Genomic DNA, 14314 nt, shown 5'->3' with positions numbered 1-14314 from the left:
ATGGCATCGGCTGCTGAACAGCTTGCATCCAATTTGAATTTTTCAGCCTTCTCGAAGGCGACTGAGCTCAAGAAGCGTATCTGGTTTACGCTCGGGGCTCTGCTTGTGTATCGTTTTGGTACCTATATTCCTTTGCCGGGCATTAATCCTGACGCGCTGGCCCAGTCGTTCCAGCAGCACAGCCAGGGTGTGCTGGGGCTGTTCAATATGTTCGCCGGCGGTGCTGTTGCCCGTATGGCGATTTTTGCGCTCGGGATTATGCCGTATATTTCGGCATCGATTATCGTACAGCTTATGACCTCTGTGGTGCCTTCTCTTGAAGCGCTGAAGAAAGAGGGCGAAGCCGGACGTAAAGTTATCAACCAGTATACGCGTTACGGTACGGTGCTTCTGGCGCTTGTGCAGGCCTATGCAATCTCTGTGGGGCTTGAATCCGGCAGCGGTATTGTGTCTGAGCCGGGACTATTCTTCCGCATCACTTCGGTGATTACGCTTGTCGGCGGTACAATGTTCCTGATGTGGCTCGGTGAACAGATCACTGCGCGTGGTATCGGTAACGGTATTTCCCTGATCATTTTCGCGGGTATTGTTGCAAACCTTCCGCAGGCTATCTCCGGTACGCTCGAACTCGGCCGTACAGGTGCTCTGTCAACCGCGCTGATCCTTGGTGTGATTGTTCTCGCAATTGCGCTGATCGCAGTGATCGTGTTTGTTGAACGTGCACAGCGTCGTCTGCTGATCCAGTATCCGAAGCGTCAGGTGGGTAACCGTATGGCGCAGGGCGAAACTTCGCATCTGCCGCTGAAGCTGAATACTGCCGGTGTTATTCCTCCGATCTTTGCATCTTCGCTGCTCTTGCTACCTGCAACTGTTGCCGGTTTCGCAAATACAGAAAATATGCCTGCCTGGGGAAGCACGCTGCTGGCCGCTCTCGGTCACGGTCAGCCTATCTATATGTTCCTCTATGCGGCGCTGATGGCATTCTTCTGCTTCTTCTATACAGCTATCGTCTTTAATCCTAAGGACACTGCTGACCAGCTGAAGAAACATTCGGGCTTTATTCCGGGTATCCGTCCGGGTGAACGCACTGCTGAATATATTGATTATGTTCTGACCCGCATTACAGTGGTTGGCGCTATCTATATCGTGATTGTCTGTCTTGTACCTGAGTTCCTGATTTCAGCGGCCGGTGTACCTTTCTATCTCGGTGGTACGTCCCTGCTTATTGTTGTCAACGTAACACTTGATACAGTTGCTCAGATTCAGGGTCATCTCATTGCTCATCAATATGAGGGGCTGATTAAAAAATCCAAACTTCGTGGGGGAAGACGGGCGAGATGAGACTCATACTTTTAGGACCTCCGGGTGCAGGCAAGGGAACTCAGGCAAAAATTCTTACAGAAAAATATGCCATTCCCCAGCTCTCAACCGGTGACATGCTCCGTGCGGCCGTTGCCGCACAGACTGAAGTCGGTAAACGTGCCAAAGCAGTTATGGATGCAGGTCAGTTGGTTTCGGACGAGATCGTGAATGCGATTGTTTCGGATCGCATCGATCAGCCGGACTGTGCAGGCGGATTTATCCTTGACGGTTATCCGCGTACAGTGCCTCAGGCGCAGGCGCTGACAGGTATGCTGAAAGAAAAGCATGCTGAACTGGATGCAGTGATTGAACTGAAGGTCGATGAGACCGCTCTGATCAAGCGTATGGAAAACCGTGTTGCGGAAACCATTGCTGCAGGCGGCACTGTCCGTTCAGATGATAATCCTGAGGCTTTCCGCAAGCGTCTGGTTGAGTATCGTGAGAAAACCGCACCTTTGTCTGATTATTATGCAGGTACCGGTGAACTGAAGCTGGTAGACGGCATGGCCGCTATGGCTGATGTTACAGCAGAGATTGAAAAGCTTCTGCTTCCTGCCTGATCGTCTGATCCGGTCTTTTTGAAAATTCAAAGCGCTGATCTGATAATATCGGGTCGGCGCTTTGATTTTTAGAAGCAGGTGTTTGCAATTTGATTTTAACGAAATGATAAGCATTTATGCCTGTTCTCTCTTAGAGGTTGACTTTTCCTCACGATTCCGTCAAAGACAGCGACAATTCGCTTAATTCAGATGGGCGCAACCGGTTTTCCGGTTTCGTTCATTTTTATGCTGTCTGTATCCGGTGGTTCGGTGCAGGCATAGAGAACAGATCCGGCTTTGTTGAAAATCCGGTGGATCTCTTGGATTTCGGACGTGTTATTAGCCGTTAACTTGCAGATTTTTGTGAGATCAACTTGCGGATAGCGTTCGGTAGAGCTCATTACAGCGTGATCCGGTTTCCGGTGCTGTAATATTTTAAACTACCGTATGATTATAAAACATGCCGATGCGGCTGTTATCTTGCGGTTCATACAGGAGAAAGCGCATGGCACGTATTGCTGGCGTAAACATTCCAACGAATAAGCGTGCGATCATTGCACTTCAGTATATTCACGGTATCGGCCCTAAATTTGCTGCTGAAATCATGGAAAAGGTCGGCATTGCGCTTGATCGCCGTGTAAACCAGCTGACAGATGCTGAAGTTCTGCAGATCCGTGAAACCATTGACCGTGATTACCGCGTTGAAGGTGATCTGCGTCGTGAAGTTTCGATGAACATCAAGCGTCTGATGGATCTGGGCTGCTACCGCGGCCTGCGTCATCGTCGCTCCCTGCCGGTTCGCGGTCAGCGTACCCACACCAATGCTCGTACCCGTAAGGGTCCTGCAAAGGCAATCGCCGGTAAGAAGAAGTAATTTGCTGGTACCGGGGCTGTTTTATAAAACGGCTCCGGTATTTGCTCGTCTCTGCATCACCTTTATGGCGCAGATCAGAGATAAGCGCAGATTATGCTCCGTTTACGGGGCGTCTTAAAAGTTTGGCTCCGAGAGGTGCCAATAAACAGATCCAGACATGTCTTGCCTGATGGCCAGATATGTCGGTGGAGCCGCTGGTATTACGGCGGTGTCGAGATCAATTGGAAGGACTAGTTATGGCTAAAGATGCCGGTCGCGTTCGTCGTCGCGAACGTAAAAATATTTCCTCAGGTGTTGCTCACGTTAATTCGTCGTTTAACAACACACTGATCACTATCACTGACGCACAGGGCAATGCGATTGCCTGGTCTTCAGCCGGTGCACAGGGCTTCAAGGGTTCGCGTAAGTCGACTCCTTTTGCTGCTCAGATCGCTGCTGAAGATTGCGCCAAGAAAGCTCAGGAACACGGCATGCGTTCGCTGGAAGTTGAAGTTTGCGGTCCGGGTTCCGGCCGTGAATCCGCACTTCGCGCTCTGCAGGCTGCCGGTTTCACAATCACTTCGATCCGTGATGTGACCCCGATCCCGCACAATGGTTGCCGTCCACGCAAGAAGCGTCGCGTCTAATCAGTCCATCGCCGCAAGGGCCCGAACTTATGTTCAGGTCTTTCGTGGTTTCCGCTCTCTGTTGCCACGATTGGATAGTGGCAAAGCTAGATTAAAGGAAAGCACATGATTCAGAAAAACTGGCAGGAACTGATCAAGCCTAACAAGGTTGATTTTCTTACCCAGGGCTCGAAGAATAAGGTCACTGTTGTGGCTGAACCGCTTGAACGCGGTTACGGTCTGACATTGGGTAACGCGCTGCGTCGCGTTCTTCTTTCTTCGCTGCGCGGTGCTGCGGTGACTGCTGTTCAGATTGACGGCGTTCTGCATGAATTCTCGTCGATCAACGGCGTGCGTGAAGACGTAACCGATATCGTACTGAATGTTAAAGAAATCGCTATCCGTATGGAAGGCGATGGACCTAAGCGCATGGTTGTCCGCAAGGAAGGACCAGGCGTCGTAACGGCTGGTGATATCCAGACGGTTGGTGATGTTGAAATCCTTAATCCGGATCACGTCATCTGCACCCTCGATGAGGGCGCTGAAATCCGCATGGAATTCACTGTCAATACGGGCAAGGGCTATGTGCCTGCTGACCGTAACCGCGCTGAAGATGCTCCGATCGGTCTTATTCCGGTTGACAGCCTCTATTCACCGGTACGTAAGGTTTCCTACAAGATCGAAAACACCCGTGAGGGACAGGTTCTCGATTATGACAAGCTGATCCTCAATGTTGAGACCAACGGCTCTGTCACTGGTGAAGATGCAGTTGCTTATGCAGCCCGTATTCTTCAGGACCAGCTTGCGATCTTCGTCAACTTTGACGAGCCGCAGAAGGAAGCTCCGCAGGAACAGGTTGCTGAACTCGCATTCAATCCGGCTCTGCTTAAGAAAGTGGATGAACTGGAACTGTCTGTCCGTTCTGCAAACTGCCTGAAGAACGATAACATCGTTTATATCGGCGATCTGATCCAGAAGACAGAAGCCGAAATGCTGCGGACTCCGAATTTCGGCCGCAAGTCGCTGAACGAAATCAAAGAAGTTCTGGCGTCGATGGGACTCCATCTCGGTATGGAAATCCCGACCTGGCCGCCGGAAAATATCGAAGATCTCGCTAAGCGCTACGAAGATCAATATTGAGACCGGTTGCGACCGGAAGATAGATTTTAAAGGAGAAGGCTCATGCGCCACGGAAAGACACTCCGTAAGCTGAACCGGACTGCAAGCCACCGTAAGGCAATGTTCGCCAATATGGCTGCTTCGCTGATTGAACACGAACAGATCGTAACCACTTTGCCTAAGGCAAAGGAAATCCGTCCGATCGTTGAGAAGCTCATCACTCTCGGCAAACGCGGTGATCTGCATGCACGTCGTCAGGCCATTTCGGCTATCCGCGACGTACAGCTGGTTCAGAAACTGTTCGACGTTCTGGCAACCCGTTATGCTGACCGTCACGGCGGCTACATCCGCATCATGAAAGCCGGTTTCCGTACCGGTGACAATGCTCCAATGGCCGTTGTTGAGTTCGTAGAACGCGACATCACTGCTAAAGGCGCTGCTGATCGCGCACGCGTTGAAGCTGAAGCTGCTGAAGCAGAAGCTGCATAATATCTGTTTAACGCAGATTATATAAATTAAGGGGCCTTACGGCCCCTTTTTATTTTTAGGTTTAATATTCTTGCCTTCCGAGATGAGGGCTTATTATCCACTTTTGTCTAGGTTTTCGGTTTTGCGATGATCCTGTATTCTTTTGAGAATAGGGGATTTGTGTAAAATCACTTCTAATGCACTGTTTTATTACAATAATTTAATTTTATGTTTGTTGTCCGGCCTCTTTTCCGTCTGGTTTTGAAGCCTATATTCATCCTAATCAGTCGGTTTCCGAAAAGTGGGATACAAGTATGGCTTCACATCTGCAGAATGATCCGGTCAATAAATCGGGGCGCTTAGGTAAAATCTACAAGGCCGGTCTGGCTGTTTTACTCACCGGCGTTATTGCAGCGGGAACAATTTCTGTGTTTGCGCCTGCCGTGAGCACACCTGCAATTGCCGAGAAACAGGTGCCGCAGTCCCATAGCGACATTCAGCTTTCCTACGCGCCTTTGGTGAAGTCGACTTCCGGTGCGGTGGTGAATGTCTATGCCGGCCGTAAAGTGCAGCAGCGCTCGCCATTTGCCGGTGATCCGTTTTTTGAACAGTTCTTCGGCGGGCAGATGCGTCCGAATAAGCCACGTTTGGAGCAGTCGCTGGGTTCCGGTGTGATCGTAGACAGTTCCGGTCTGATCGTGACCAATAATCACGTTATTGACGGTGCGAATGATATTAAAGTCGCGCTGGCTGATGGCCGTGAATTCTCATCAAAGCTGCTCCTCAATGATGTGACGACCGATCTGGCGATTCTGAAAATTGATGCCAAGGAAGAACTGCCAACCATTAAGCTTGCTGATTCCGACAAGGTTGAGGTTGGCGATCTGGTGCTGGCAATCGGTAATCCGTTTGGTGTGGGGCAGACCGTGACCAGCGGTATTGTTTCTGCGCAGTCACGTACACAGGTTGGTGTCTCGGATTTCGACTTCTTCATTCAGACGGATGCCGCGATTAATCCGGGTAATTCCGGCGGAGCGCTGATTGATATGAACGGCAATCTGATTGGTATCAACACGGCGATTTATTCGCGTAGCGGCGGTTCTGTCGGTATTGGTTTTGCTATTCCGTCGAATATGGTTTCAGCAGTGGTAAAATCGGCTGAAAGCGGCAGTGATACATTCGAGCGCCCTTATGTTGGTGCAACTTTTCAGGCGATTACACCGGATATTGCTGCCGGTCTTGGCCTGAGGCAGCCTTCCGGTGCACTGATTACTGATCTGGCTGAAAAAAGCCCTGCGGCAGAAGCCGGTATTAAAGTCGGTGATGTGATTACAGCAATTGACGGTGTGAAGGTCGATAATCCGGATGCGCTGGCCTATCGCGTATCCACTGCCGGTATTGGCAAGACAGTGCAGATGACTGTGCTGAATGACGGTAAATCCCGTGAGGTTGCTGTTACGCTTGCCCAGCCGCCAAAAGAAGCGCCTGCACGGGAAGTCACAGGTCGTAATCCTCTGGCTGGTGCGCAGGTGCAGAATATTACACCGGAACTGGCACGCAAATCCGGTCTCGCACCGACAACACGCGGTGTGGTTATCAGCGGTGTGAAAAACAACACCCCTGCGCAGGCAATGAATTTAAAGGCTGGTGACATTGTGCGCGGTGTGAATGGTACAGCCATTGCCAATGTCGACGATCTGCTGGCTGTGCTAACTGCCGGACGCAGTGCATTATGGCGTTTGGATATTGAGCGCGATGGTGTAATTTACCGTCAGTTTGTTCGCTGATTTTTATCACAAGCGGTTGAGGGGAAACCTCATTTTCTGAAATCGCTTGTGCATGATTGAAACGGGGAGGCCGGTTTGCGAAAGCAATCCGGCCTGTTGCTATGAGTGATTTATTTTCATCTGCTATTGATCCTTTAGCTGATCGTAACCGTCCGCTGGCCGACCGTATGCGTCCGCGAGACTTGAGTGAAGTCACAGGACAGGAGCATCTGACCGGCGAGCAGGGCATTCTCTCGCGTATGATTGCTTCCGGTAGCCTCGGCTCAATGATCTTCTGGGGTCCTCCCGGAACCGGCAAGACCACGATAGCGCGATTGCTGGCCGGTCATACGGATTTGGCCTTTGAGCAGATCTCTGCAATTTTCTCCGGTGTTGCTGATCTTAAAAAGGTTTTTGAAACGGCACGGGCACGGCGTATGTCCGGTCGCCAGACATTGCTGTTTGTCGACGAAATTCATCGCTTTAACCGTGCGCAGCAGGATAGTTTTCTGCCCGTGATGGAAGACGGCACGGTTGTGCTGATCGGCGCGACGACGGAAAATCCGTCATTTGAGCTCAATGCCGCTCTTCTGTCGCGTGCGCGGGTTTTGACCTTTAAGCCACATGATGAGACAAGTATCACCACATTACTCGCCAGAGCCGAAGAGGTGGAGCAGAAGCCTTTGCCGCTGGATGCGGATGCCCGTGCCAGTCTGGTGCGTATGGCAGATGGCGATGGCCGTGCGGCGCTGACGCTCGCTGAAGAGGTTTGGCGTGCGGCAAGGCCTGATGAAGTGTTTACCGCCGAGCAATTGCAGGATATCGTGCAGCGTCGTGCGCCGGTCTATGACAAAGGGCAGGACGGGCATTATAATCTGATCTCGGCTCTGCATAAGTCTGTACGCGGTTCTGATCCCGATGCGGCACTCTATTATCTCAGCCGGATGTTTGATGCGGGTGAAGATCCGCTCTATCTGGGGCGGCGTTTGGTACGTATGGCGGTGGAGGATATCGGTCTTGCCGACCCGCAGGCGCTTGTCATCTGTAATGCTGCCAAGGATGCCTATGATTATCTGGGCTCGCCGGAAGGGGAGCTGGCGCTGGCACAGGCCTGTGTCTATCTGGCAACCGCACCAAAATCCAACGGTGTTTATATGGCCTATAAAGCCGCCAGACGCGCTGCCAAAGAAAACGGCTCTCTGCTGCCGCCGAAGCACATTCTCAACGCACCAACCAAGCTGATGCGGGATGAGGGCTATAATGAAGGCTACCGCTACGACCATGATGAGCCGGATGCCTTTTCAGGGCAGGATTATTTCCCTGAAAAGATGGGGCGTCAGCACTATTATAATCCGCCGGAGCGTGGCTTTGAGCGGGAAATCCGCAAACGCCTCGATTATTGGGCGAAGTTGCGGATTGAACGTAATCAAAAATAATATCGTATAATACAATAAAACCCGGTGGTTAGAGCGGTTTGTGCATGAGTTGAATCATGCACACCGCTCTAACCCTTTTTTGAGCCGCATTTGTACGACGCTAAATAAATATTTAGCTGTAAAATGCTCAAGCCGGGTTTCCTTGTATTTAGATTCTGACGTGCTTTATGCAGAAGCTTTTGACGGGAAACGTGTGACATTGCTGTTTTCATCAATGTCATTTGTCAGGTCTGCTTCTTCAGCCATCAGGCCGCCTGCACGCAGCAGAGAGGCGAAACGACCGCCTTTGGCTGCCAGCTCATTGAAGCTGCCGCTTTCAATGATGTGGCCTTTATCAAGGAACAGCACCAGATCGGCATTGCGGACAGTCGAGAGACGGTGCGCGATGATGAAGGTTGTGCGGTCAGAGCTCAGATCATCAATAGCCTGTTTGACCATGCCTTCGGTTTCCACGTCGAGCGCAGAAGTAGCCTCATCAAGCACCAGAATTGGTGCATCTTTGAGGATAGCACGGGCAATCGCCAGACGCTGACGCTCACCACCGGAAAGCTGCGAGCCGCGCTCACCGGCAACTGTGTCATAGCCTTCGCTTTTTGCGAGAATGAATTCATGGGCAGCAGCGGCTTTAGCAGCGGCATGCACTTCTTCATTGGTCGCGCCTTCCGCACCGATGCGGATATTATCCTCAATCGAGCGGTTGAACATACCGGCATCCTGAAACACGGTTGCCATGGCTTTGCGCAGCGATGAACGGCTGACATTGCGGGTATCTGTGCCGTCAATGCTGATATGACCGGCCACAGGATCATAAACACGCTGCAGCAGATTAATCAGTGTGGTTTTACCCGCACCTGTCGGGCCGACAATCGCCACAGTCTGGCCAGCCTTGGCGGTAAAGGAAATATCATAGACGCCCTGACCGGAATTGCGGAATTCATAGGTCACTTTGTCGAAGACAACTTCACCCTGCACATTTTTCAGATCATTGGCAGCTTGTGGCTCTTCATGTACAGCCACAGCATCTTCCATCGCGAAGAATTCTTCGAGTTTTGCGCGTGAAGAGGCGGTTTGGTTGATGAAGTTGCTGATCTGGTCGAGACGGCCGATCATCAGCTGGGCAAAACCGATAAAGGTAATCACTTCACCGACGCGCAGCTGGCCTTTCGATACCAGATAGGCGCCGATCAGCAGCACGATCACCATGGAAATGGTGGAAGCCATACGGTTCAGACCGCTGGCCAGTGCCCACCAGTTCAGCACCGGACGCTGGGTTTTCTCCAGAGTTGCCGCGTAATCGCGCAAGGCAGAGGCTTCCGCATTGATGCGGTTATAGCTCTGCAACACGGAAATATTGCTGATTGTATCGCTGATATGTTCAAACACTTTGTGATGGTGGCGCTCAACAGCAGCCTGACCATCTTTGGTTTTCTGAATAACCAGCTGGCCGATCATTACATAAATCGCACCAAGAACCATCAGTACCAGTGTCAGGCGCGCATCCATGCTGAGCGCGGTCGGGATCAGCACAGCCAGCGCCACAATGGTGGTAAGGTGGTTGCGCATGAATTCCAGCCACAGCGTGAACAGCGTATCTGTTGCACGGATCAGCGTGTGCAATGCATTGGATGTACCGCGTTGCTGGTGCCATGCCAGCGGCATGGTGATGATGCCTTCGTAAGATTTGGTCAGAACGCCGAGACGGCGCTTATGCGCCAGCCGGTCAGCGCCGCGTGCAACCAGCACCACAGCGATAATGTTGAACACACCGAGACCTGCCCACAGAGCGAGGGTCGGTATAATCACGGTCTTTTGCGAAATCGCATCAATGACCCGACCGAACAGCACAGGTTCAAAAATGGTGATCACGCCAAGCGCAATATTCGCCAGCACGATAAGCGCTGTCGCTGTTCTCTCGGCTGAGAGATATTGCAGGGATCTCCAGTAAACGCGCACAATAGACACGGGCCACTCCGGTATAATGTCTGACCGAATTATATCCGCCAGTCAGATTGCGGTCAGAAAAACAAATGTTTAGCGGCAGCGGGACCATGATCCTGATTGCCTGAAACTGCAATGGAAATTGGTGTTCATAAGTGGCAATTTAAGTGCGAAACCGACCATAAATTACAACGGATTGTAACCTGCTGTGATAGTTTTATGTAACCTGCTGAAATTGCATGATTTTATAGAGTGTTCAGAAAGTTTAATGGATTTAAATATTCGGTGAGAATCCGGTGCCAGAGAGCTTATTCTTAAGTGTTTTTACGCTTTACGGTTACAGACGGGGACAGGTCGCCTTTAAGCATGAGTCCGTGCAGAAAACATGTTCTGAACAGTTCCTGTGTCATCTAATGTTTCCATTTGGCTGCGAAATGCTCTAGGAGCATATTTCAGAGTATATTGGCTGCACGGAAGACATTGCATTTGTCGCCGTGATTGTGCCCCGAATTTTAGCGGAATAAACAGAATATGGCTGGCGTAGAACTTAAAACTGTAGATGCAGACGAAACAGGCATGCGCCTTGATCGCTGGTTCAAAGTGCATTTTCCGGGCTTGGGCTTCGGGCATTTGCAAAAGCTGCTGCGCTCCGGCCAGATCCGCGTGGATGGCGGGCGGGTGAAAGCGGACAGCCGTTTGCAGGCAGGGCAGTCCGTGCGTGTTCCGCCGCTGGGTCTCGATGAAAAAGAAGATAATACACCGCTGACCGGCAAGACCATCCGCAATCAGGGTGATGGCGATGTTCTCAAGAAAATGCTGATTTTTGAGAATGAGAAGGTTTATGTGTTCAATAAACCATCCGGTCTGGCCGTGCAGGGCGGTTCCGGTGTGGTGCGCAGTGTCGATTCGATGCTGGAAGCATGGCGCAATAAAAAGGGCGAAAAGCCGCGTCTGGTGCACCGTCTTGACCGTGACACATCGGGCGTTCTGGTCGTGGCGAAAACCCGTGGTGCCGCACAGGCGCTGACCAAGGCTTTCCGTGAGCGCGACACCAAGAAAACCTATTGGGCTCTGGTGAAGGGCGTACCGCGCAAGCGCGAGAACAAAATCTCCACATGGCTGGTAAAAGACAGCACGCCGGATGGTGACCGTATGCGCGTTTGCCAGCATGGTGAACCGGATTCCGATCACGCCGTCTCTTTCTACCGTGTGCTGGAAACAGCCGGTCAGAACCTGTCCTGGCTGGAAATGGAGCCTTATACCGGCCGTACCCACCAGTTGCGCGTACATGCGCAGTATCTTGGTCATCCGATTATCGGCGATCCGAAATATTTTGAAGCTGATATCAACTGGGATTTCCCGGGCGGTGTGCAGAATCGTTTGCATCTTCATGCGCGCCGTATCCGCATTCCTAATCCGGGTGGCGGTATGATTGATGTTTCTGCGCCATTGCCGCCGCATATGGTGCAGTCATGGAACCTGCTTGGTTTCGATGCAGATGCGGAACAGGACTGATAGTTGATTGTATGTTCCGCCGCATAACAGGCCGGAATGTGTTTGAAGCGGGGATGAAATGGGCAGGGCAGCAGGGAGCACGGCGTCGGCAACAGGACGGCTGGTGACAGGTTATGAGCGCCGCGCGACGATAGATACAATGGGCGTGGCGCTGATGCTGTTTATCTGCGTCAGCTGGGGGATGAATCAGGTTGCCATCAAAATCGGCAATCAGGGCTTCAACCCGATGTATATGGCGGCTGCGCGCTCTTTCGTTGGCGGCTTTCTCGTTTTTCTCTGGTGCCGTTTTCGCGGTATTGCCCTGTTTGAAAAAGACAAAACGCTTATTCCCGGTCTGGTGATCGGGCTGTTGTTCGGTCTGGAATTTGTTCTGATTTTTGCGGGGCTGGATTTTACCAGTGCCGGACGCTCCACGCTGATGATGAATACTATGCCGTTCTGGGTGGCAATCGGTGCGCATTTCCTGTTGGGCGAGCGGATGCGGGTACTCACCGTCGTCGGTATGATTGTTGCCTTTGGCGGTGTGGTGCTGGTTCTCTCAGACGAATTGTCGATGCCCGGCGAGAATGCCATTTACGGCGATATTCTCTGTCTGATCTCCAGCGTGTTCTGGGCGGCGACGACACTGGTTATCAAGAAGACACCGCTGAGCGATGCTGCACCGGAAAAAACCTTGCTCTATCAGCTGCTTATTGCGGCGATTGTACCTTTACCTTTTGCGCCGATGCTGGGGGATGCGGTTCGTGATCCGACCATGCTGACCTATGCGGCTTTTGTGTTTCAGTCGGCCTTTATTGTCGCCTTTACCTATCCGCTGTGGTTCTGGATGATCCGCCGTTATCCTGCTTCAGCCCTGTCAAATTTCGCATTGTTGATCCCTGCCTTCGGTGTGATGCTGAGCGGATTGGTGCTGGGCGAGCCTATGAGCTGGAAGCTATTTGCAGCGCTTGGTCTGATCGCAGGCGGATTATTTATTGCCAATTATGCGCAACGTATTGCTGTGCGCAAAGCAGCGCAGCAATTTGATACGGATTTGGCGAAAACTATGCAGGAAAAAGCCTCACTATGAAACTGGTGCTGTTTGATTGTGACGGAACGCTGGTGAATAGCGGCGGCGTTATTCATCGTTGTATGGCTGAGACCTTTGCCAATGCAGGTCTGCGCGTTCCGGAACTGAGCGAGACACAGGAAATTATCGGTCTGACCCTCAATCTGGCGATTTCGCAGATTTCCGGTATTCCTATGGGCGCTGAGGTTGAGCATCTGACCGAGCAATATAAGCAGCAATTTCGTAAAATCCGGCTCGAACATGATTTTGACGAGCCGCTTTATGACGGTATTGCCGAATTGATTGATGCTCTGGCGCAGCAGGATGATATTCTGTTGGGCATGGTGACAGGAAAATCCCGCCGTGGCGTGATCTCGGTGATGGAGCGCCATGGTTTCGACCGGAATTTTCTTGTATCCCGCTGCGCAGATGATTGTCCGTCCAAGCCGCATCCGGCAATGGTGCTGGAATGTTGCCATGAGACGGGTTGCGATGTGTCGCAGACCTTTGTAATCGGTGATACGACTTACGATATGATGATGGCAGGCAGTGCCGGAGCCACAGCAATCGGTGTAAATTGGGGCTATCATAAGCCGGGCAGATTAAGTGAAGCGGGTGCCGCAACTATATTGCATCATCCGTCGGATTTGTTGGGTCAGCTTGCCCGCTGAAGGCGTGGTGAGATTCTGAACCGAAATATTTAGGAAATAAAATGCGCAATATTCTTGAAGATATCGAACAGGCACGGCTCGATCACGAGGCGATGCTGTCTGATCCTGATCCGGTTATCCGCGCACAAAAGCAGATGCTGACGCCATTGCCGAAGCGTTTCTATAAGGACGTGACTGTCGGCGCCTATGAAGCTGGCGGTTTTGCCATATTGCTGGATGGCAAGTTGGTCAATACGCCGCTGCGTAACAAGCTGGTTCTGCCAACGCAAGCCGCTGCGCAGATCGTGGCAGAAGAATTTGCCCGTCAGGATACGCATATTAATCCGGCAGATATGCCTGCAACCCGTCTGGTCAATACGGCGATTGATGGTGTTGCTGCGGAAACGCAGGCGGTGCTGGAGGAAATTCTGCGCTTCGCCGGTACTGATCTGCTGTGCTATCGCGCAGACAGTCCGAAAGAACTGGTTGACCGCCAGCGTGAACATTGGGATCCGCTGCTTGATTGGGCCGCGACACTCGGTGCGAATTTCGAGGTTACAGAAGGCCTGATGCATGTGGCGCAGCCACGTGAGGCGCTGGCTGCCTTCGGTGCACATCTGCGTATGGTTTCTGATCCTGTTGCGCTGGCTGCTCTGCATGTTATGACCACACTTTGTGGCTCGGCAATCACCGGTCTGGCATTGTTTAAAGGTGCCATTGATGTGGATACGGCATGGAAAGTCGCTCATGTCGATGAAGACTGGACGATTGAACAATGGGGTGAGGATGAAGAAGCGCAGGCGCGCCGTGCATGGCGGGAGCGTGAAATCCGTGCAGCTGATGCGCTGGTGCGTGCACTCTAATCAATGCTGAAATTGATATGAATTTAAGCCGCGCCGGTTTGTCTGTCGCGGCTTTTTTATATCGATAAATGTAAAATAATCAAAGTCTTACATGGATCGCCTGTCAATTAGATTCATTGATTATCAGGTAA

Annotated in this window: 12 protein-coding genes and 1 pseudogene; 12 read left to right on the top strand and 1 reads right to left on the bottom strand. The window is 51.6% G+C overall.

Translation table 11 applies throughout. The features are described 5' to 3' along the window. The 8 genes from secY (at window position 1) to KHQ09_RS11100 (ending at window position 8169) form a co-directional block, all read left to right on the top strand. A complete protein-coding gene (gene secY, locus KHQ09_RS11135; RefSeq protein WP_022710958.1) occupies window positions 1-1341 on the top strand; it encodes a preprotein translocase subunit SecY in 1341 nt (446 codons plus the stop codon). Further along, window positions 1338-1922, top strand: coding sequence for an adenylate kinase (locus KHQ09_RS11130; protein WP_022710959.1), 585 nt, complete (start codon window positions 1338-1340; stop codon window positions 1920-1922). Before secY ends, KHQ09_RS11130 begins: the two co-directional genes overlap by 4 nt. Window positions 1923-2406: 484 nt before the next feature. Next, on the top strand, window positions 2407-2775 hold the full coding sequence (gene rpsM, locus KHQ09_RS11125) for a 30S ribosomal protein S13 (RefSeq protein ID WP_022710961.1): 369 nt from the start codon (window positions 2407-2409) through the stop codon (window positions 2773-2775). Between the two features lie 236 nt (window positions 2776-3011). Then, entirely contained in the window at window positions 3012-3401 is a 390-nt protein-coding gene (gene rpsK / locus KHQ09_RS11120; protein WP_022710962.1) for a 30S ribosomal protein S11, read from the top strand. A gap of 105 nt (window positions 3402-3506) precedes the next feature. Then, complete coding sequence (locus KHQ09_RS11115) at window positions 3507-4520, top strand: DNA-directed RNA polymerase subunit alpha (RefSeq protein WP_022710963.1); 1014 nt, start codon at window positions 3507-3509, stop codon at window positions 4518-4520. Window positions 4521-4562: 42 nt separating this feature from the next. Next, complete coding sequence (rplQ, locus tag KHQ09_RS11110) at window positions 4563-4988, top strand: 50S ribosomal protein L17 (RefSeq protein WP_022710964.1); 426 nt, start codon at window positions 4563-4565, stop codon at window positions 4986-4988. Window positions 4989-5281: 293 nt separating this feature from the next. Further along, the gene (locus KHQ09_RS11105; protein WP_213598279.1) at window positions 5282-6754 is read left to right on the top strand and encodes a DegQ family serine endoprotease; all 1473 of its coding nucleotides are present in this window, start codon (window positions 5282-5284) and stop codon (window positions 6752-6754) included. Between the two features lie 101 nt (window positions 6755-6855). Beyond that, window positions 6856-8169 carry a replication-associated recombination protein A gene (locus KHQ09_RS11100; protein ID WP_213598277.1) on the top strand — a complete coding sequence of 438 codons (1314 nt, stop codon included), beginning with the start codon at window positions 6856-6858 and terminating at the stop codon, window positions 8167-8169. A 165-nt stretch (window positions 8170-8334) separates the two neighbouring features. Here KHQ09_RS11100 and KHQ09_RS11095 read toward each other — a convergent pair whose 3' ends face one another. Further along, window positions 8335-10131 (bottom strand): glucan ABC transporter ATP-binding protein/ permease, encoded by a 1797-nt coding sequence (locus KHQ09_RS11095; RefSeq protein WP_022710967.1) that lies wholly within the window; start codon window positions 10129-10131, stop codon window positions 8335-8337. 507 nt (window positions 10132-10638) lie between these two features. Between KHQ09_RS11095 and KHQ09_RS11090 the strand changes: the two genes are divergently transcribed. The 4 genes and pseudogenes from KHQ09_RS11090 (at window position 10639) to KHQ09_RS11075 (ending at window position 14183) form a co-directional block, all read left to right on the top strand. Continuing rightward, window positions 10639-11622, top strand: a complete 984-nt coding sequence (locus KHQ09_RS11090; protein ID WP_022710968.1) for an RluA family pseudouridine synthase — start codon at window positions 10639-10641, stop codon at window positions 11620-11622. A 139-nt stretch (window positions 11623-11761) separates the two neighbouring features. Continuing rightward, window positions 11762-12622 (top strand): annotated as a pseudogene (locus KHQ09_RS11085) (DMT family transporter); the annotation flags it as partial. Window positions 12623-12687: 65 nt separating this feature from the next. Next, window positions 12688-13341, top strand: a complete 654-nt coding sequence (locus KHQ09_RS11080; protein ID WP_116087592.1) for an HAD-IA family hydrolase — start codon at window positions 12688-12690, stop codon at window positions 13339-13341. A 41-nt stretch (window positions 13342-13382) separates the two neighbouring features. Then, complete coding sequence (locus tag KHQ09_RS11075) at window positions 13383-14183, top strand: ATP12 family chaperone protein (protein ID WP_213598273.1); 801 nt, start codon at window positions 13383-13385, stop codon at window positions 14181-14183. Window positions 14184-14314: the final 131 nt, after the last annotated feature.

Source organism: Pseudochrobactrum algeriensis (assembly GCF_018436245.1).
Taxonomy (GTDB): domain Bacteria; phylum Pseudomonadota; class Alphaproteobacteria; order Rhizobiales; family Rhizobiaceae; genus Pseudochrobactrum; species Pseudochrobactrum saccharolyticum.
The sequence above is the reverse complement of the archived record's forward strand: the minus strand, read 5'-3'. Positions and strand labels throughout refer to the sequence as shown.

Coding starts and splice junctions, on each gene's coding strand:
- rpsM (WP_022710961.1), top strand. CDS start 2,407: ATGGCACGTATTGCTGGCGTAAACATTCCAACGAATAAGCGTGCGATC.
- KHQ09_RS11100 (WP_213598277.1), top strand. CDS start 6,856: ATGAGTGATTTATTTTCATCTGCTATTGATCCTTTAGCTGATCGTAAC.
- rplQ (WP_022710964.1), top strand. CDS start 4,563: ATGCGCCACGGAAAGACACTCCGTAAGCTGAACCGGACTGCAAGCCAC.
- KHQ09_RS11075 (WP_213598273.1), top strand. CDS start 13,383: ATGCGCAATATTCTTGAAGATATCGAACAGGCACGGCTCGATCACGAG.
- rpsK (WP_022710962.1), top strand. CDS start 3,012: ATGGCTAAAGATGCCGGTCGCGTTCGTCGTCGCGAACGTAAAAATATT.
- secY (WP_022710958.1), top strand. CDS start 1: ATGGCATCGGCTGCTGAACAGCTTGCATCCAATTTGAATTTTTCAGCC.
- KHQ09_RS11130 (WP_022710959.1), top strand. CDS start 1,338: ATGAGACTCATACTTTTAGGACCTCCGGGTGCAGGCAAGGGAACTCAG.
- KHQ09_RS11115 (WP_022710963.1), top strand. CDS start 3,507: ATGATTCAGAAAAACTGGCAGGAACTGATCAAGCCTAACAAGGTTGAT.
- KHQ09_RS11080 (WP_116087592.1), top strand. CDS start 12,688: ATGAAACTGGTGCTGTTTGATTGTGACGGAACGCTGGTGAATAGCGGC.
- KHQ09_RS11105 (WP_213598279.1), top strand. CDS start 5,282: ATGGCTTCACATCTGCAGAATGATCCGGTCAATAAATCGGGGCGCTTA.
- KHQ09_RS11090 (WP_022710968.1), top strand. CDS start 10,639: ATGGCTGGCGTAGAACTTAAAACTGTAGATGCAGACGAAACAGGCATG.